Here is an 18,389-nt window from a genome sequence, read left to right on the forward strand (position 1 = left end):
GGTGAAAATAATGGTAGGGACAATTCATGAATTGTCCCTAGAACGGGTTTCTGGTTATGCAAACCCTAATTACCGGATATGTCTTTTGTGATAATTATTCGGAAGTGAATGTAATTTGCGGAATGTGGGTATAAATGATATATCTCACGCACCAAGATAAAGATAACGCTGTTTGCGTCTTTACTTCTAGGGGTGAGAAATTCATTTAAGTTTATATAAAGTCATGTTGGAAGAAGTGATCGCCGCCTTTGAACGCAAAGACTACCAAACCGCAGTTACATTAATTAAACCATTACTCAAACAATCACCGGAAGATCCTGGGGTGCAATTTTATTTTGCACGGTTACAGGAAGTTTATGGAAAGCGACAGGAAGCAGAAAAAATTTATCGTCAACTTTTGAAAGTGACCATCAATAATAAAATCATTTCCCAAGCACGTCAAGGTATACAAAGAATCAAAGATTTTGAACAAACAGAAAGACAAAAAGCCATTGCTCAAGCAATAGCAGAACCAAGTAATCATGAACCGGGAATTTTAGTTTTAGAACCGATTAATAATCAACTAAAAACCGTAGCTGCACCCAAATTTGCCCAAATTATGCAAATTGATACTTACTCAGCTAGACTCATGTTACCTAGTCGTAGTTGGCGAGTATACCGCACAGGAAAAATAGGCGAAATGCAATTTTATGGCAAACAATTACAACAAGCTGGGATTCCCTGTTTTTGGTTAAAAATATCCCAAATTCAACAAATTCAAGTACATCAAGTCCAATATTTTTCTGAATCATCACCTAACCCAAAAGTTGTATGTGTCAGTTCAGAAAATCAACTTGGTTCTTTGAGTTTTGATTGGTCAGAAGTCACAGCCAAAGTTGTGGGACTTTTACCTATTTTTGAACAGGTAGTAGATATTAATATTCGTGGTAAATTAGAACGGAAAACCCAAACTCAAGACTATTACCAATTTTGTGATTTACACCTACCAGCAAGACGTAGTATTTTAAGAATTTATGACAATGGCTATGAATTTCAAAAAGGTTTAGAAATCACTCCCCAAGCTACACAAAACACAATTAGAATTAATTGGAATAGTTTGATGAGTTGGGTTGAGCAAAAAATACCTCAAGTTAAAACTTCGTCAGATTTTCAACCTTTTGGAGAAACAGTTTTAGATCAAACAGAAGTGCTAAATCAAATTCCCTCTCATATTCAATTATTTAGGAGGGAAAATACTAATTGGGATGCAGCTTTTCAGTTATACAGTGGAATTGTGTTTGTGAAAAACTGTTCAAGTAATTAATAAATCAGTAAGTTTGAGATTTTGGATTAAAGATAGGATTTGTCTTTGTGTTTGCAGTTGGGGCTTTAGCCCTGATTTTGAGGACTAAAGTCCTCACTACGAGCAATATATTCTATATTAAACAAGTTAATTAATCCAAAATCTAAAATCCAAAATCTAAAATCCAAACTTTACTTATTCAGGAGTTTTTACTTGACGGGCCATATCCAGAAAAATATTCATGTTCGCACCTGGACGACGACGACCACCAAAAGATTGTCCCATTAAATATTTGGTTGCAAAATTTGTTTCAGTTGCTACTGCGGGTTTCGCGGGTTCTGCTTTGGGGGTTGGTGCTTGAGCGGGTTCTGCTTTGGGGGTTGGCGCTTGAGCGGGTTCTACTTTTGCTGCTGCTGCTGGTGCTACGGGTGCTGCTGCTGGTGTAGTTTCTCCAACTTCTTCTTTTAGTTCCAAGTAGTATTCATCTTTTTTGCCAAATAACCCACCGATGAAACCAAGAATACCACCGATTAAATTTTTGATAAATCCAAACATGACAATTTCTCCTGTTTTTAAATTTTTGTCATATCACCGTAATTGTAAATTATTTCAACATAATTTTACATTTTGTTGCCATAATCATTGCGGTAATAAGCTGTAATAACTTTAGGGATTTTTACTAAATCGCCTTGTAGTCATTCTATAGGCCAATTGTTATGACTTCATTACAACCATTAGCGACTTATGAATACCAGCGAAATCATTATTAAATCTTACCGTATCTATAAGCAAGATTCTGAGATATTCCTTAACAAAATTTAACAACATTGGTTAATTGCAAAAACTGTCATAGCTTTTGGGTTGATAGCTCTGATACTTGTTTATATTTTTTACATAATCACATCAAATCAGATTTGATGAATACTGACAATTTTTTACAGATTTATTTCAAAAGTATCACTATGGAAATCAAAACACAAAAGCACAATCCTGTTTTATTAGTACACGGAATTAACGATACTGGGGCGGTTTTCAACAAAATGGCGCGTTACCTGGGAAAGCAAGGTAGGGTAGTTTGTACACTTGATTTAATTCCTAATAACGGTTCTGAGCTTTTAGGCAAATTAGCACAACAAGTAGCAGATTATGTAAACATTAACTTTACACCAGAACAACCATTAGATATAGTGGGTTTTAGTATGGGGGGAATAGTGAGCCGTTATTATATTCAAAGATTGGGAGGAATAGAAAAGGTAAAGAGGTTTATTACCATTTCCTCACCTCATAATGGAACAAATATTGCATATTTAACTTGGTTAAAGGGTGCTTTACAAATGCAACCTAATAGTGATTTTTTAAATGACTTAAATTCTGATATAGAAATGTTGAAGAAGTTAAATTTTACATCTATTTGGACACCTTATGATTTAATGATTGTACCTGCGGATAGTTCAAGAATACCTGTTGGTAAAGAAGTTATTTTAACAGTTGCTCTGCATCCTTGGATGTTAACAGATAAAAGGACTTTTGAAGTAGTAGCAGCAGCATTAGATGAACCAATTAGTCATTAGTCATTAGTCATTAGTCACGGGAGCATACCAATGCAATAAAAAATAACCGCAGCAACACCAAAACATCTCTTAAACTCTCTTACCTTTGTGTCCTTTGCGTCCTTTGCGGTTCAATCATATCAGTCCCTTGGATCATTTTTTCCGTTAGCTCAAAATAAATGTACACATTTGGGATGCTCCCTTAGTCACTGGTTATTTTTACCTATCACCAATCACTAATTACCTATCACCAATTTCTGTATATTCAGAACTGCCAAAAATTGCTTCTGGATAACGATAATATTTAAATTCCATCAAATTATAAAAAGGATCTTCTAAAAAGAAAGTGTGATGTTCTAGGGGAGAACCAACGAAACGGCTTTTAGGTTGTTCTCTAAAAGTTAATTGTTTAATTTTTGCTTTTTCTAGTAATTCTTGCCAGTCTTTTTCTTGGGTGAAAATTAAACCGAAATGTCGGGGATAAATGCCTTTTTGGGGTGTTAAAGGTTCTTTAGTGATGTGGGCAACTAATTGATGTCCATAAAGGTTGAGAATTAAAGCATGGGGGCTTTCTCTTCCGGGGATGCAGCCTAAACCATCAACATAAAATTCTTTGGTTTGGGCGATGTTGGTGACAGGGAAGGCGAGGTGAAATATGATTGTGTTCATGGTGGGGGTTGATTGCCAAATTGCCAAATTATTTGACTACTTGACAGATTGATTAACCGAACTAAAAGGATCATTAATTTGTCAAAGCGGAAAAATAATCTAGCAAAGGGCAGATATAATTAAAGTAAAATAAAAAACATGGACGTAACTGGATTCGAACCAGTGACCCCATCGATGTCAACGATGTACTCTAACCAACTGAGCTATACGTCCTTAACAAAAGCGATTTTTATCATAGCATATATATTTTAAAGGTCAAGAGAAAAATGCCAATAATGGCACTAACTTTATTTTTTAGCCCTCGAACCTTCCACCACTTCCAACAAACTCCGCAACATCCAATAAGCAGAAGTTCCTCCCGGATCTTGATGTCCGATACTGCGATCGCCTAAATAACTTGCTCTGCCTTTCTTTGCTAACATCGGTATAGTATCCTTTAACCCTTGTTCCGCCGCAGTTACAGCCATCCGCAAAGCTTCCACACTACCCTTACCTTCATTAACCGCTTGTTCAAAAGCAATTACAGCCGGGGATAACACATCTACCATTGTTTTATCTCCTAACTGTGCCTTACCACGTTCAATCACTCCTGCTAAACCTGCTTGGAGTACATCTAACATATCCTTGACTGTCAATTCTTGCTTACCCGCAGTTACAGCACTCGCTCTTAAAAACCACGTTCCATATAAAGGACCACTTGCACCCCCCACACTAGATATTAAAGTCATGCTGACAGTTTTCAAAATACTGCTGATGTCCTTCCCTTCAATACTCGGTAAGATACTGCTGATCTTTTTAAAACCTCTATCCATATTGATACCATGATCAGCATCACCAATGGCTGCATCTAATTCCGTCAATTCTTCTTTATGTTTCTCAATAACAGAAACAAATACATATAACCATTGAACAATTTGCACCTGAGTAACCATTTCAAACTCCCCAGCGTAAACTTGCGGTTTTAACTGGTGCATCCCATAGCTGTAACATTTCCTCGTCTAACTTCAGCAGAGTAATGGAGCAACCTTGCATTTCTAATGATGTCATGTATGGTCCAATTAGATTACGCACTATTTCCAGTCCTTCCATCTGACAAAGTTCTGCTAGTTTGCGGTAGACAAGATAAAGTTCAGAAATGGGAGTCCCACCCATACTATTAACAAAAGCTAAGAGGCGATCGCCTTTTTGCAACGGTTTATTTAACAGTTCCACATCCTGCCATTCTTCCTTGGTTTCGTCCCACTCCCGCACCGTGCGACAATAGGCAGTATCATCAAAAAGCGATGCCTGCGGCGGGCAAAGCCAACGCCATAAAACTTCAGTAATTTCATCCCCTGACATCATAGAAACCCTTTCTCTTCCTGGTTCTCCATGAATGCCAATACCTAATTCTATCTCATCATCCCCCAAAGCAAAAGTTGGTGTACCCTTAGCAGGAACAGTACAAGAACTTAACGCTACCCCCACACTACGACCATGCAAATTTACCTTTTTGCATAAATCGGCAACCTGCTGCAAATCATAACCTTTTTCTGCCGCCGCACCACAAATTTTTTCTGCCAGTACCGTTGTTCCCACACCCCTTCTTCCTTGGGTATATAAACTATCTTTCACCGCCACATCATCATCAATAATAATATTTAATGTACGGATACCCTCACTTCTAGCTAACTCCGTAGCCATTTCAAAATTCATTACATCGCCACTGTAATTTTTCACAATATAAAGAATACCCGCACCCCCATCAACCTGCTCTGCGGCGGCTAACATTTGATCAGGAGTAGGAGACGTGAAAACCTCACCAGGACAAGCAGCATCAAGCATTCCCATCCCCACAAAACCCGCGTGCATTGGTTCATGTCCGCTACCACCACCAGAAATAATTGCTACTTTACCCTGTACAGGTGCATCTGCTCGATACACAAAAGTTGGCTCCAAATTTACCTTAATTAAACCAGTATGAGCAGCAGCCATACCTGCTAAACTTTCCCTAACAAATGCTTCTGGTTGATTAATCAGCTTTTTCATAATTTCTGTTGGCAAAGGTGCTAAAATTCAGGATAAACTTTTACAGCACCAAATTTCAGCATTTTTGCTCATAGAAGGAAACAGGGAACAGGGATTATATTTTGGATTTTGGATTTTGGATTTTGGATTGTATTGATAAACTCCAATCTAATACTGTTCGGTTAAGGATTTTTGTAGGTTGGGTTGAACAAAGTGAAACCCAACAAACCCTTGTAAATGTTGGGTTTCGTTCCTCAACCCAACCTACGTTGTTTCATTGTTTTGGGCTTAACCGAAAAGTATTGAACTCCAATCTAAAATCTAAAATCTAAAATCTAAAATTGTCTTCACCTATCACCTGTATTTAATTTCAAGAAACTATCAAAAGCGTACCAAGCTAAAACATACCAAGGAATTACTTCTAATTGCAAACCCTTAATTATTAACTGTCTCACTGCTAAAGTACCAAGTCCCAAGGGAAACAGAAAACGCAAATCTACAGTACCATTTGTAGCACGTTCAACTCGTTGGTTTAAATCAATCACTGCATGAGATATTCCCGATGCTGCTTCAGTTTGACCTTGGGTAATATCTGCAAAAATTATGCCTATATCTTTCAGTGTTTCCAAAATTTCTGATAAAGTACCAGTTTGATTATCATGATGAATCAAAATACTACCATGATGAATATTAGTTCTCACCTGACTAATGTGAGGTTGTGCTGTTAAAAAATTGGCGATATGTTGCATTTTCTCAACTTCACGATTTTCCGGTGCAATTCTCAACCGCAGTCTTCCTGGAGTATCACTGATAATTTTTGTAGCAATGGGATTAAAGGATTTATTTAAATTTGCTTTATCTGTAATTTTTAACATATAGCGTCCAACTTGATTTATAAATTTTTATCAGAGTCAGGGAATAGGGAACAGGTAGATGAGGAGGAAAATTTTAGATTTTAGATTTTAGATTAGAGTTTATCAATACAATTCAAAATCTTTGCATCCAAAATCCAAAATAACAACTTCTGACTTCTGACTCCTGACTCCTGACTCCTGACTCCTGAATTCTTACTTCATAATTCAATTACGAATTACGAATTACGAATTATTAGGAATTATGTTGATTTTCCGAAGCAGTTTCAAATGCTAGTGTGTGTTGTTCTTCTGCTATTTCTGCTCTAGCTTCAGCGATGATATCTTCCCAATTTTCACCCAATTCGGCAAAAGCTCCCTTGCTTTTTTCATAAGCAACAAGACCACCTTTAACTATTGATTTAACTAGGGGTTTACCAACTCCAGCAACAACAGGAATTACTACAGGTGCAAGCAAAACCGCACCAATTCCAGCGATAATTCCAGGAGCGCCAGCATCTCCTAAAAAATCAGTAATTTTTGCCATATTAAATCCACCTCCAATAAATTAGAGAATCTTAAATAAGCGGTCAGCATTTAGCTATCAGCTATCAGTAATCAGTAATCAGCTTTTAATACCCTTCACATATAAATTGGTGGGAAAATTATAAATTTTAGTTCCCTACTTATATTTTGGCAAAATTTATATGCTCCAGTTATTTGGATTTTTGGTAAATTTTGCTGATGGCTGTTAGCTGACGGCTGAATGCTTACAATAAGCTTCTTAATTTACTCTAATTTCTTTCATAAAATCCTCTGGCTAATGGTAGATGTTTTCATAATTCAGACTCAACCTTATGTAGTAGGGTTTGTATTGAGCATTAAGCTATTATCTGCTTTAACTATCCTCTGTTGATATTCAAATTCAGTCATTAATTCTTCCGTAGATTCTACCCTATCTAAAAATACCTTTCCTTCTAAATGATCATACTCATGTTGAAAAATACGTGCTACAAAATCAGTTAATTCTTGTTGTTGTAAATTTCCATTTCTATCAGTATATTCAATTTTAATTGTTTGATATCTGGGAACTAAACCCCTAATTCCGGGAACACTTAAACAACCTTCCCAACCTTTACAAACCTCGTTTGAATGACTAATAATTTGCGGATTAATCATTGCTGTTGGTTGCATTTCTGGTGCATCTGGATATCTCGCATTTGGACGAGAAGCAACAATTAATAAACGTAGTGATTCAGCTACCTGGGGTGCAGCAATTCCCACACCGTTAGCTTGAGTAACTGTAGCTATTAAATCATCAATGAGTTTTTGAATTTTATCATCTTCAACATTTTCAACCCAAGCTGCTTTTTCACGTAATTTAGGATTACCTAATTGAATAATTGATGATTTATCGGTCATTTTGCCAACTCCTGTAAAATCAGACTAAAAACTTGATTCTTGTGTAGGGGTAATTCATGAATTACCCCTACTCTTATTACTGTCACCTGTCACCTGTCACCTATTACCTATCACCTTTAATTGGTAAAGGTGCAGGTTTAACTATTAATTGAACAGTTGTTCCATTGCGTTCTACTTGAACCTGTAGAGGACTACCAACTTGACTATTTTCTACTAATTTTTGCACTTCTTCCACTTTAGTTACAGGTTGATTATTAATACTTTTAATCACATCCCCTGCTCTGAGTCCACCAATTGCTGCTGGTGATTCTGGAACAATTCTAACTAATAAAACTCCTTTTTCTGCAACTAAAACTCTATCACCAAATCTAGTATTTATTCTTTCCTTAACTTCTGGTGTCAGCGCCACCATTTGTACACCCAAATAAGGATGATCTACCCTACCTTTGCTAATTAATTCTTGAGAAATTTTTTGCACCGTATTAATAGGAATGGCAAAGCCTAAACCTTGAGCGCCTTGAATAATCGCTGTATTCATTCCTATGACTTCACCACGAGCATTGAGCAGTGGACCACCAGAATTACCAGGATTAATTGCTGCATCTGTTTGTAAATAATCTACTCGTTTATCACTAGCACCAATATCACTACTAGAACGATCTGTAGCACTCAAAATTCCTGAAGTAACTGTATTATTTAAACCTAAAGGATTACCAATAGCAATTACCGCTTCACCTGGTTGTAATATATTAGAATTACCTAAAGCTATAGCTGGTAAATTATTAGCATCAATTTGAATGACTGCCACATCTGTAACTGGGTCTTCTCCTAATACTTTACCCTCAAAAGTTCGCCCATCTTTGAGTGTTACCGTAACTTCATCTGCTCCATCTACGACATGAGAATTAGTTAAAATTTGTCCAGAGGAATTAATAATAAATCCAGAACCACTACCCCTTTCTACTCTTTCCCTTGGCTGGGGTATTCTATCACCAAAAAATCTGCGGAAAAATGGATCGGAAAATTCTGCTGGTATTTGAGATGTGACTGTTTTAGCGGAATCAATGCGAACTACCGCACCACCTACTTTTTGTACTACTTTAACAACAAAATTAGGGTCGCCGGAAGATGCGATAATAGCAGGAGGCACAATTCCCACATTTGTGTTTGTAGTTTTTTCTACTTGATTTGTGCCTTGTTGTGCTTCTAAGGTTCTACTATTTAAGTTAGAGCAGCCACTAAGAACTACTGCGGCTAACCCAGTTATTAACATCCAAACTCTGGTTTTTGCTTTCCTGTGGTGGATAAAATCACTGGTATCAATATGTTTGGAAGCTAGATGATAATGATTTGTCTTCATGATGTTATTTTTTCTCCGTGTTAGTCGCTAGGTGCTAGGATATTAGCTACCTGGGTTCAACCAGAATGGTTACAGTTTAAAGTTAAATAATAAGCATTCAGCCGTCAGTAAACAGCTATCAGCATTCATAAATAAATGATCAGCGTTGATAGACTAAATTACAGATTGCTTTTCGTATCAGTCTACTTGATTCAAAAAGCTAAAAACTCAGTCACAAACTTAGTTTTAGCTGATTTCTGACTGCTGATAGCTGAATGCGGACAATAATTGTTTGCTCATATCTTCTTCTATTGTGGCAATTAGCAGCAAAGGTAGTAGATGATGGAATTTACCCTAGACAATCTGTGGCATCAGGTGTTAGAGCGTTTACAGTTAGAGTTATCTCGTCCTACCTTTGAAACTTGGATTAAAACTGCTAGTGCAGTACAGCTAGAAAATAATTGCTTAGTTATATCTACTCCTAATTTATTTGCTAGAAACTGGTTGCAAAAGTATTACATCAATACTATTGCGCGTGTGGTGCAGGATATTTTAGGTTATCCTGTAGAAATTTACATTACTGCTGTTCAAGGTGATGAAGTTTCTGCATTAAATCAACAAGATGTTAATTGGGAAGTTCCAGCAGTTAATACTATTCAATCAAATGTTCCCAAAAATCAACAAAAAAGTACAGAGTTAAATTCTAAGTACGTTTTTTCTAGATTTGTGGTTGGCGCTAATAATAGAATGGCTCATGCTGCTTCTTTGGCAGTGGCAGAATATCCAGGAAGGGAATTTAATCCTTTATTTTTATGCGGTGGTGTGGGTTTGGGAAAAACTCATTTAATGCAAGCTATTGGTAATTATCGTTGGGAAATTTATCCTGATTCTAAAATATTTTATGTTTCAACCGAGCAGTTTACTAATGATTTAATTACTGCAATTCGTAATGATAGTATGCAGAGTTTTCGGGAACATTACCGCGCTGCTGATATTTTATTAGTTGATGATATTCAATTTTTAGAAGGTAAGGAATATACTCAAGAGGAATTTTTTCATACTTTTAATACTTTACATGAGGCAGGAAAGCAAATTGTCATTGCTTCGGATCGTCCTCCTTATCAAATTCCGAGTTTACAAGAGCGTCTTTGTTCGCGGTTTTCTATGGGTTTAATTGCGGATATTCAACCACCGGATTTAGAAACGCGCATGGCAATTTTACAGAAAAAAGCTGAATATGAAAATATTCGTTTACCTAGAGATGTAGTTGAATATATTGCTTATAATTATACTTCTAATATTAGAGAATTGGAAGGGGCGTTAATTCGGGCTTTGGCTTATATTTCTATTTGGGGTTTACCTATGACTGTGGAAAATATCACCCCAGTTTTAAGCACTTCTAGCCAAAAACCGGAAGCTACACCGGAAGTTATTTTAAATGTGGTAGCTGAGTTTTTTAATCTTTCAAGTGAAGATTTAAAAGGTAGTTCTCGCCGTCGGGAAATTAGCTGGGCTAGACAAATTGGAATGTATTTAATGCGTCAATATACAGGATTAAGTTTACCAAGAATTGGGGAGGAATTTGGCGGGAAAGACCATACAACGGTGATGTATAGTTGTGATAAAATTACCCAACTTCAGGAGACGGATAAAAGTTTAATGCAAACCTTACGACAGTTGAGCGATCGCATTAATATGAATAGTCGTTATTAAAAGTAGTATCTTGTATTTGGCATTGATTTGGGTGCATAATTTCCAACAATCTTGGTAAAAATCATAAAAATGACACGCTTTCTTCATCTCCCCATCTCCCCATCTCCATTCACTGTCACCTGTCACCTGTCACCTGTCACCTAATATTAAGCCAAGTATAAAAAATTGTTAAATTTCACTGCGATTGTGGAAAAAATATGACCATTTGGGGAAAAAGTTGTGGAAAACTTAATAATTTTGTCAAGAAAATACATTAAGTATAATTACCTTGTGGAAAAATAGGCGAGCTTTTCCACAGCTTTTCCACAGATATGGCAATCAGCAATCAGCTATCAGTAATCAGCTTTTTAGCAGTTATATCTTCCATGTCAAAAATTTGTTACCATTGTTTTTCGCTTGTTAAATCCATATTGATAGCGGTTGTCAGTGTGATGAGAACAAATATATCTCCTCAAACTCAACCCTATTCCCCATTCCCTATTCCCTATTCCCTGCGCTATGAAATTAGTTTGCTCTCAAAGTGACCTCAGTACCAATCTTTCCCTCGTCAGTCGTGCAGTACCATCAAGACCGACTCACCCTATTCTTGCTAACGTGCTTTTACAAGCGGATGCGGAAACCAACCAAGTCAGTTTAACAGCGTTTGATTTGAGTCTGGGTATCCGTACCAGTTTTAGTGCAGAAGTAATTGAAGGGGGTGCGATCGCTCTTCCTGCTAAACTACTTTTAGATATCACCTCTCGTTTACCAGAAGGGGAAATTACCCTAGATGATGAGTCAGCAGACAACACCGGAGAAGGTATAGTAGTCACCCTCAAACCCAAAAGCGGTAAATATCAAGTCCGCGCTATGGGTGCAGAAGAATTTCCCGAATTACCTGTAATTGAAGTCTCAGAACCAATTCAACTCACCACCGCTGCATTAATTGAAGGTTTAAAAGGTTCTCTCTTTGCTACCAGCACCGACGAAACCAAGCAAGTCCTCACAGGTTTACATTTAACCGTTAAACAAGACAGTTTAGAATTTGCAGCTACAGATGGACACCGTTTAGCAGTGCTAGAAACCGCTAACGAGCGTCCCTTAGAAGGTAGCGAACAGTTAGAAGTTACAGTACCAGCAAGAGCATTAAGAGAATTACAACGGATGTTGGCTCATAGTTCTTCAGAAGAATCTGTATCCTTATATTTAGATCAAGGTCAAATAGTATTTGCTTGGCAAAATCAACGTTTAACTAGCCGCACTTTAGAAGGACAATATCCCGCCTATCGGCAATTAATTCCCCGTCAATTTGAACGCCAAGTAGTATTAGAACGCAAGCAATTTATCAGCACTTTGGAAAGAATTGCAGTATTAGCGGATCAGAAAAATAATATTGTCAAAATCAGCATTGATAACGAAAATCAAGAAATAACATTATCATGTGAAGCGCAAGACGTGGGAAGTGGTACAGAGTCAATGCCGGCGCAAATTTCTGGGGAAGATATAGACATTGCTTTTAATGTCAAATATCTCATGGAAGGTTTAAAAGAATTACCTTCTACAGAAATTCAAATGCACTTAAATCAAAGTTTAACCCCAGTTATTTTTACTCCTTTAGGTGGGTTAAAAATGACCTATTTAGCTATGCCTGTGCAGTTGAGAAATTAATAGGTGATTGGTGATTGGGTTTATCTCGTTATCTCGTTATCTCGTTCCCAGTTTCCAACTGGGAATCACTATATAGAGGCTCTACCTCTACTATTTTTAATACTCAAGGGAGAGCCTTTAAAATTCATTCCCATACAGAGTATGGGAACGAGAAAACTAATAACTAATAACTAATAACTAATAACTAATAACTAATGACTAATGACTAATGACTAATATGTTTAATAGGAATTTCAATCCAAAATTCTGTACCTACATCTGGTTGGGAATCACATTTGAAAATCCCACCGTGTTTTTCAACGACAATTTGATAACTAATTGATAAACCTAAACCTGTACCTTTTCCTATGGGTTTAGTGGTGAAAAATGGATCAAATATTCTTTGTCTGATAGTTTCTGGCATTCCTGGTCCATTATCTCTAATCTGAATGACTGCACTTTTTTCATTGTCATTCATTACTCCCACAGTAGTAGAAATAGTAATTTTTCCTGACTTGGGATTTTCTTTGGGACTTTCTGCTGTATGTTTTATGTAAATTTCTAAAGCATCAATAGCATTACTCAAAACATTCATAAAGACTTGATTGAGTTGTCCGGCAAAACATTCTACCAATGGTAAATCACCATATTCTTTAATAACTTCAATACCAGGAGATTCAGGTCTGGCTTTTAAACGATGCTGCAAAATTAATAATGTGCTATCAATGCCTTCATGAATATTCACCTCTTTCATTTCTGCCTCATCAAGACGTGAAAAATTCCGCAAAGATAAGACTATTTGCCGGATTCTATCTACCCCTATTTTCATAGAAGATAAGGTTTTGGGTAAATCTTCTAGGAGAAATTCTAAATCTAGTTCTGCTGCTAGTTCTATAATTTCTTCGCAGGGTTCAGGATATTTCTGCTGATATATATCCAGCATATTCAGCAAATCTTCAGCATATTCATTGATATGGATGAGATTTCCAGAAATAAAGTTAACTGGGTTATTGATTTCATGAGCAACACCAGCTACAAGTTGCCCTAAAGATGACATTTTTTCTGTTTGAATTAGTTGGGTTTGAGTGGCTTTTAATTCATGCAATGTTTGTGTAAGTTGATCCGCTTGCTGCTGAGTTTTTACTAATAATTCAGCTTGTTGAATAGCTACTCCCAACTGTGAGGCTATTTGACTAATAAAATTAACTTCTGAAGTTTTCCATTGCCGGGGACCACTGTGTTGATAGGTGCAAAGTAAACCCCAGAGTTGTTGTCTAATAAATATCGGAGCTAATACAAAAGCGTGAATTTGGAACTGTTCAAGATTATCAATATGACAGGGGGTAAATCCCATTTTGTAGATATCATCTACAGCGAGGGTTTCATTGTTGCGGTATCTTCTACCTTGAGTATCTTGTAAGTAAGTATCATTCCAAATTGTATTAATTCCTAGTTTAGTTTCATTAAACCAGTTGGGATTAGTAGCTTCAAAGTCACCAACAAATTCTCCACCCCAATCTTCTGTAAATTTATAAACAGAAACTCTGTCTGCTTTAATTAATTGACAAACTTCCTTAGTTGTGGTTTTAAAAATAGTTTCAATATCAAGTGATTCCCGAATATTATTGATGACTCCAAAGACAGCTTTTTGTTGTTCTGCTGTTCTTTGCATTTCTAATGTCCGTTTATGGACTTGTTTTTCTAAATTTTCATTGAAACTTTGGACTTGTTGGTAAAGTTCATATTGTTGAATCGCTGAAGCAAAGTGTTTGCGAATTTCTCCAGCTAGTTCAATTTCTTCATCTGTCCATTTTTGTGCTTGGGATTTTTTAGATTCACGCCATAAGTCAAACGATAAACGGGGATAAAGTTGTCTATTGTCTGGATCAAATTTACCCGCCCACAGGGTTTCTGTTTCTATTTCATTGCGAAAAATGCTTAAATATCCCACTAATTCTTGTCGATAGTGCAGGGGAATCATTAAAATACTGCGAATTTTTGTGGGTTTAAATGCTAGTTGAATAATTCGTAAATTAGAATCTTGGTAAATATCATTAATTGCCCAAATTTCATATTCTCCAGATTTATAATGTTCCTGCCAAACGCTATACTGTTCTAGCAATGGATATATATTTGGGTTGGGAATAACTGGTTGCTCTCCACATACATAAAGCTGGAGAGAGTTACTACCAGGAATTAAACATTCTGTTAAAGATTTAAAGTGACTATGTTGTAAGTCAAAGGCATTATGTCTAATACATAATCTACCACCAATACCGTTAAATGCAGCAACTGTAGCTTCTAATGCTGGTTGTAAAACAATGGTTGGTAGGGAATGCAGCAGTGTAGCAATACGATTAATAATAGCTTCTCTTTCTGCTTTGGCACGGGCTTGGGTGAGAAGATTACTTTGAGCGATCGCAACTGATAATTGCTCAACTACCATCTGCATTGCATCTAGTTCATATTCTGCTACTTCACGTGCTTGAGAATGATGAGATGTTAATAATCCCCACAGTTGATTTTGATAAATAATTGGTGCTACTACTGAAGATTTTACCCCCATAGCTGTCAAATATTCTATATGACATGAATCTACAGGACGATAAAGAAGATCCTCAGAAATCATTTCTCCTGTTTCTAGGTTACGCACAGGACTTTGGCCAATTTCTTTAGATTCAATATTGACTACAGAACGCACCCGCGACTTAATAAATAATTCTCGTGCATGAGGAGGAATATCATCAGCAGGAAAGTTCAAACCCAACAATGACGGTAAACGATTTTCATAAATAGATTCAGCAATAACTTGACCACTACCATCGTCATGAAATTGATAAATCATTACTCGGTCAGTTCCCAACAAAGAACGCACCTCGGCTGTGGTTGCTGTAATAATGTCTTCTAGTTCCAATGATTGACGGATACGATTTGTAATCCTACGCAGTAACCTTTCTTGAGCCATGCCTGTTCGCAGGTCTAGTGGAGGGATGGAAACCATTTTTCATACAACCATTTATACATTAATTATAGTCTATAGGAATCCTGTTTGATATCTGAAATTATCTGTGTAGGCAGGCAAGAGGCAAAAGGGTTTTATAAGACTTAGGTGTACTGAGTTTTGTTCAAAATTCAAATATTATTCCTATATTCTTCTTTTTAATTAAATTTAAGCTGAACTTTCGCATAATTATCGTTAAGGAATAGGTGACAGGTGAGAGGTGACAAGTGACAGTTAATAAATATTAAATATCAACTATCAACCATCAACTATCAACTATCAACTATCAACTATCAACTATCTCCTAAACTCTCACATTATCAGCAAAGCGTATTTTCAGATAATCATCATCCATTTTTGCCCCTGCTGGTTGCAATGCGGCTAAAGCCTGGGGTAAAACTAAGTTACGGCGATGATTACCAATGGTAATGTTTAATTCATCCCCGGTTTTGCTCAGTTGAATCTGGCTTTTAGGAATATTCGGTAAATAAAGTTCCAAGCTGTATTGGTTGTTTTCCTGCACAACTCTGATAGTGGTTTCTTTATAATAAACCTGAGTTGGATCTTCATCTTTATAGAGAGTTTCTTTCAGTCTCTCTAATGCAGCTAAACCACACATTTCTTCAGAAAATAATGGTACTTCCTTCACAGGTAAAGGGAGGAAGTTTTCATGAATTTCTTGGCGGTATTGTTCTTGATTTTCTTTCCAACGTTGGAAAAATGGATCTTCAACTTCTTTGGGAATAATACGATTAGCTACAACTAAATCTGTGGCTACATTATATAAACTCAGATAAGCATGAGCGCGGAGCGATTCTTTAATCACCATTTTTTCTGGGTTGGTGACAAGTCTAACTGAGGTTTGTGTATTGTCAGTTAATACTTTTTCTAGTGCTTCTATTTGTTCATAAAATTCATAGGGTGCATCCATTACTTCTTTATCTGGTAAAGAAAAACCAGCAATGGGTTTAAAAATTGGTTCTACCAGTGGTCTGAGTGCTACAGAGATGTTTTGAAAAGGTTTATAAAAACGCCGCATATACCAACCACCAACTTCTGGTAAACTTAGAAGACGTAATGCAGTACCTGTGGGGGCAGAATCAATAATTAAAACGTCAAATTCTCCTTCATCATAATGACGTTTCATTCTCACTAAACCGAAAATTTCATCCATTCCTGGTAAAATTGCCAGTTCTTCCGCTTGTATTCCTTCTAAACCCCGTGCTTGCAAAACTTGGGTAATGTAACGTTTTACCGCACCCCAGTTACCTTCTAATTCTTGTAGTGCATCGAGTTCTGCACCCCACAAATTTGGGCGCACTTGTTTTGCGTCGTGTCCTAATTCTATATCAAAACTGTCTGCTAGGGAGTGAGCAGGATCTGTACTTAAAACTAATGTTTTATAACCGAGTTCTGCACAACGAAGTCCGGTTGCTGCTGCGACGGAGGTTTTACCCACTCCACCCTTACCAGTCATTAAAATTACTCGCATGGATGATTATGTCCTACCTGAATTTTGTTTACATTTATTTACATTATCCTTTGTTTCTGGAAAATAGGTGTTGCTTTAGTACATCTAATTGGGAACAGTGCCAATAGTCAATGTGGGAAATTATTAAACCTTCATTATTGAGACGGAGTTCACTCCAACCAGAAATAGATATCCTTGGTTTCCAGGGTAATGCAGCATCCCAGCTAAGTGTCCACTCGGTTTTAATTGTGTTTTCTTGTTGTTGAATATTATGTAAATCCATTTTGAGATTGAGAAAAAATGTTTGAATGAATTTAATCATCCATTTATAAATTTCTAAACCCCGAAATTTAAATACAGCATCTTGAAAATAAACATCCTTTGCATAAATGCTGTAAGTTTGATTAACTGGAAATCTTTGATAGTCGGCTTTAAGTGTTTCTAAAATATCCATGATTGGTAATTGGTAATTGGTAATTGGTGATTGGTGATTGGTAAATAATGATTATATATTCCCTATTCCCTATTCCCTCTTAACTGTCACCTGTCACCAGTCACCAGTCACCAGTCACTTTTGGTTATTTCTACATAAATATGCTCTAATCGTACAGGTTGACGGGAAATAGAATCAATGGGTATACTATCAAATTTAGCAAGGATTTCTTTTAATTCTAATACTTCTGGTAGTAAAAAACCTAAATCGCTACCATAACGCCTGGGGATGAAACCATATTCTTGAGCGAGGGCGATCGCCTCTTCTTCTTGTGTTGTTTGTAACATGACAATTTCTTGTCCGGGAATTAAAGTTTTTAACTCAGATAAACTACCCTCTGCTAAGATTTTACCATCTTTTAAAATGCCAATACGGTTACAAAGTCTTTCTGCTTCATCTAATAAATGGGTAGTTAATAAAATTGTCATTCCTTGATTTTTAAGATTACGAATTAATTCCCAAATTTCATATCGTGCTTCAATATCTAAACCTGTAGTTGGTTCATCAAGAATGACTAACTGGGGTTGATGTACCAAAGCAACAGCAATATTTAACCGTCTTTGCATTCCGCCGCTAAGAGTTTCTACAGGACTTTTAGCTCTATCTAATAAGTTTACAGCTTTGAGAGTTGCTTCTATTTGTTGTTGTTTGGTTTCTCGATCTAAACCGTAAATATCAGCGAAAAATTTGAGATTTTCTGCACAGGAAAGGGTTTTATATAAGAGGTTTTCTTGAGGTGCAATACCAATTAATTTTTTGGTTGTTTCGGAAATCGGTTGATGATTGATTGTAATATAACCACTATCAACATTTAGTAAATTACAAATAATATTGATTGTTGTTGTTTTACCTGCTCCATTTGCACCTAGTAAACCATAAACTTCTCCAGGCTGAATACTGAATGTTAAATTTTGCAGCACTTTTCGGCTTTTGTAGGACTTATTTACATTTTTAATTCTGAGCAT

General features: G+C 36.5%; 16 protein-coding genes and 1 tRNA gene. 4 read left to right on the forward strand and 13 right to left on the reverse strand.

What is annotated here, in order from left to right:
* Positions 1 to 223 precede the first annotated feature (223 nt).
* The gene (locus tag IQ237_RS13080; protein WP_194055765.1) at positions 224 to 1,303 is read left to right on the forward strand and encodes a tetratricopeptide repeat protein; all 1,080 of its coding nucleotides are present in this window, start codon (positions 224 to 226) and stop codon (positions 1,301 to 1,303) included.
* 174 nt (positions 1,304 to 1,477) lie between these two features.
* Here IQ237_RS13080 and IQ237_RS13085 read toward each other — a convergent pair whose 3' ends face one another.
* Positions 1,478 to 1,837: a hypothetical protein gene (locus tag IQ237_RS13085; RefSeq protein WP_194055767.1), complete on the reverse strand. Its 360-nt coding sequence runs from the start codon at positions 1,835 to 1,837 to the stop codon at positions 1,478 to 1,480.
* 407 nt (positions 1,838 to 2,244) lie between these two features.
* Between IQ237_RS13085 and IQ237_RS13090 the strand changes: the two genes are divergently transcribed.
* Positions 2,245 to 2,853, forward strand: coding sequence for a triacylglycerol lipase (locus IQ237_RS13090; RefSeq protein ID WP_194055770.1), 609 nt, complete (start codon positions 2,245 to 2,247; stop codon positions 2,851 to 2,853).
* A gap of 219 nt (positions 2,854 to 3,072) precedes the next feature.
* Here the strand turns inward: IQ237_RS13090 and IQ237_RS13095 are convergent, their stop codons facing one another.
* The 8 genes from IQ237_RS13095 to IQ237_RS13130 form a co-directional block, all read right to left on the reverse strand.
* Positions 3,073 to 3,501 (reverse strand): VOC family protein, encoded by a 429-nt coding sequence (locus IQ237_RS13095; protein ID WP_194055772.1) that lies wholly within the window; start codon positions 3,499 to 3,501, stop codon positions 3,073 to 3,075.
* A 139-nt stretch (positions 3,502 to 3,640) separates the two neighbouring features.
* Positions 3,641 to 3,714, reverse strand: a tRNA-Val gene (locus tag IQ237_RS13100).
* A 74-nt stretch (positions 3,715 to 3,788) separates the two neighbouring features.
* Positions 3,789 to 4,433: a dihydroxyacetone kinase subunit DhaL gene (gene dhaL / locus IQ237_RS13105; RefSeq protein ID WP_194055774.1), complete on the reverse strand. Its 645-nt coding sequence runs from the start codon at positions 4,431 to 4,433 to the stop codon at positions 3,789 to 3,791.
* Between the two features lies 1 nt (position 4,434).
* Entirely contained in the window at positions 4,435 to 5,529 is a 1,095-nt protein-coding gene (gene dhaK, locus IQ237_RS13110) for a dihydroxyacetone kinase subunit DhaK (protein ID WP_194055776.1), read from the reverse strand.
* A 326-nt stretch (positions 5,530 to 5,855) separates the two neighbouring features.
* Positions 5,856 to 6,383, reverse strand: a complete 528-nt coding sequence (locus tag IQ237_RS13115) for an HMA2 domain-containing protein (RefSeq protein WP_194055778.1) — start codon at positions 6,381 to 6,383, stop codon at positions 5,856 to 5,858.
* 232 nt (positions 6,384 to 6,615) lie between these two features.
* Positions 6,616 to 6,906 (reverse strand): DUF5132 domain-containing protein, encoded by a 291-nt coding sequence (locus IQ237_RS13120; RefSeq protein WP_194055780.1) that lies wholly within the window; start codon positions 6,904 to 6,906, stop codon positions 6,616 to 6,618.
* 308 nt (positions 6,907 to 7,214) lie between these two features.
* Complete coding sequence (gene def / locus IQ237_RS13125; protein WP_194055782.1) at positions 7,215 to 7,781, reverse strand: peptide deformylase; 567 nt, start codon at positions 7,779 to 7,781, stop codon at positions 7,215 to 7,217.
* 103 nt (positions 7,782 to 7,884) lie between these two features.
* A complete protein-coding gene (locus tag IQ237_RS13130) occupies positions 7,885 to 9,141 on the reverse strand; it encodes an HhoA/HhoB/HtrA family serine endopeptidase (protein WP_194055784.1) in 1,257 nt (418 codons plus the stop codon).
* A gap of 321 nt (positions 9,142 to 9,462) precedes the next feature.
* Here IQ237_RS13130 and dnaA point away from each other — a divergent pair, with 321 nt between their 5' ends.
* Together dnaA and dnaN are read left to right on the forward strand one after the other, a co-directional pair.
* A complete protein-coding gene (dnaA, locus tag IQ237_RS13135; protein WP_194055786.1) occupies positions 9,463 to 10,833 on the forward strand; it encodes a chromosomal replication initiator protein DnaA in 1,371 nt (456 codons plus the stop codon).
* 498 nt (positions 10,834 to 11,331) lie between these two features.
* A complete protein-coding gene (dnaN, locus tag IQ237_RS13140; protein WP_194055788.1) occupies positions 11,332 to 12,480 on the forward strand; it encodes a DNA polymerase III subunit beta in 1,149 nt (382 codons plus the stop codon).
* 205 nt (positions 12,481 to 12,685) lie between these two features.
* Here the strand turns inward: dnaN and IQ237_RS13145 are convergent, their stop codons facing one another.
* The 4 genes from IQ237_RS13145 to IQ237_RS13160 form a co-directional block, all read right to left on the reverse strand.
* On the reverse strand, positions 12,686 to 15,460 hold the full coding sequence (locus IQ237_RS13145; RefSeq protein ID WP_228020186.1) for a GAF domain-containing protein: 2,775 nt from the start codon (positions 15,458 to 15,460) through the stop codon (positions 12,686 to 12,688).
* A gap of 304 nt (positions 15,461 to 15,764) precedes the next feature.
* Positions 15,765 to 16,952 (reverse strand): TRC40/GET3/ArsA family transport-energizing ATPase, encoded by a 1,188-nt coding sequence (locus IQ237_RS13150; RefSeq protein WP_194055790.1) that lies wholly within the window; start codon positions 16,950 to 16,952, stop codon positions 15,765 to 15,767.
* Between the two features lie 43 nt (positions 16,953 to 16,995).
* Positions 16,996 to 17,385: a DUF2358 domain-containing protein gene (locus IQ237_RS13155; protein ID WP_194055792.1), complete on the reverse strand. Its 390-nt coding sequence runs from the start codon at positions 17,383 to 17,385 to the stop codon at positions 16,996 to 16,998.
* 107 nt (positions 17,386 to 17,492) lie between these two features.
* Positions 17,493 to 18,389, reverse strand: a complete 897-nt coding sequence (locus tag IQ237_RS13160) for an ABC transporter ATP-binding protein (RefSeq protein WP_194055794.1) — start codon at positions 18,387 to 18,389, stop codon at positions 17,493 to 17,495.

This window comes from Sphaerospermopsis sp. LEGE 08334 (assembly GCF_015207205.1).
Classification (GTDB): Bacteria; Cyanobacteriota; Cyanobacteriia; order Cyanobacteriales; family Nostocaceae; genus Sphaerospermopsis.

Coding starts and splice junctions, on each gene's coding strand:
- IQ237_RS13080 (WP_194055765.1), top strand. CDS start 224: ATGTTGGAAGAAGTGATCGCCGCCTTTGAACGCAAAGACTACCAAACC.
- IQ237_RS13085 (WP_194055767.1), bottom strand. CDS start 1,837: ATGTTTGGATTTATCAAAAATTTAATCGGTGGTATTCTTGGTTTCATC.
- IQ237_RS13090 (WP_194055770.1), top strand. CDS start 2,245: ATGGAAATCAAAACACAAAAGCACAATCCTGTTTTATTAGTACACGGA.
- IQ237_RS13095 (WP_194055772.1), bottom strand. CDS start 3,501: ATGAACACAATCATATTTCACCTCGCCTTCCCTGTCACCAACATCGCC.
- dhaL (WP_194055774.1), bottom strand. CDS start 4,433: ATGGTTACTCAGGTGCAAATTGTTCAATGGTTATATGTATTTGTTTCT.
- dhaK (WP_194055776.1), bottom strand. CDS start 5,529: ATGAAAAAGCTGATTAATCAACCAGAAGCATTTGTTAGGGAAAGTTTA.
- IQ237_RS13115 (WP_194055778.1), bottom strand. CDS start 6,383: ATGTTAAAAATTACAGATAAAGCAAATTTAAATAAATCCTTTAATCCC.
- IQ237_RS13120 (WP_194055780.1), bottom strand. CDS start 6,906: ATGGCAAAAATTACTGATTTTTTAGGAGATGCTGGCGCTCCTGGAATT.
- def (WP_194055782.1), bottom strand. CDS start 7,781: ATGACCGATAAATCATCAATTATTCAATTAGGTAATCCTAAATTACGT.
- IQ237_RS13130 (WP_194055784.1), bottom strand. CDS start 9,141: ATGAAGACAAATCATTATCATCTAGCTTCCAAACATATTGATACCAGT.
- dnaA (WP_194055786.1), top strand. CDS start 9,463: ATGGAATTTACCCTAGACAATCTGTGGCATCAGGTGTTAGAGCGTTTA.
- dnaN (WP_194055788.1), top strand. CDS start 11,332: ATGAAATTAGTTTGCTCTCAAAGTGACCTCAGTACCAATCTTTCCCTC.
- IQ237_RS13145 (WP_228020186.1), bottom strand. CDS start 15,460: ATGGTTTCCATCCCTCCACTAGACCTGCGAACAGGCATGGCTCAAGAA.
- IQ237_RS13150 (WP_194055790.1), bottom strand. CDS start 16,952: ATGCGAGTAATTTTAATGACTGGTAAGGGTGGAGTGGGTAAAACCTCC.
- IQ237_RS13155 (WP_194055792.1), bottom strand. CDS start 17,385: ATGGATATTTTAGAAACACTTAAAGCCGACTATCAAAGATTTCCAGTT.
- IQ237_RS13160 (WP_194055794.1), bottom strand. CDS start 18,389: ATGCTCAGAATTAAAAATGTAAATAAGTCCTACAAAAGCCGAAAAGTG.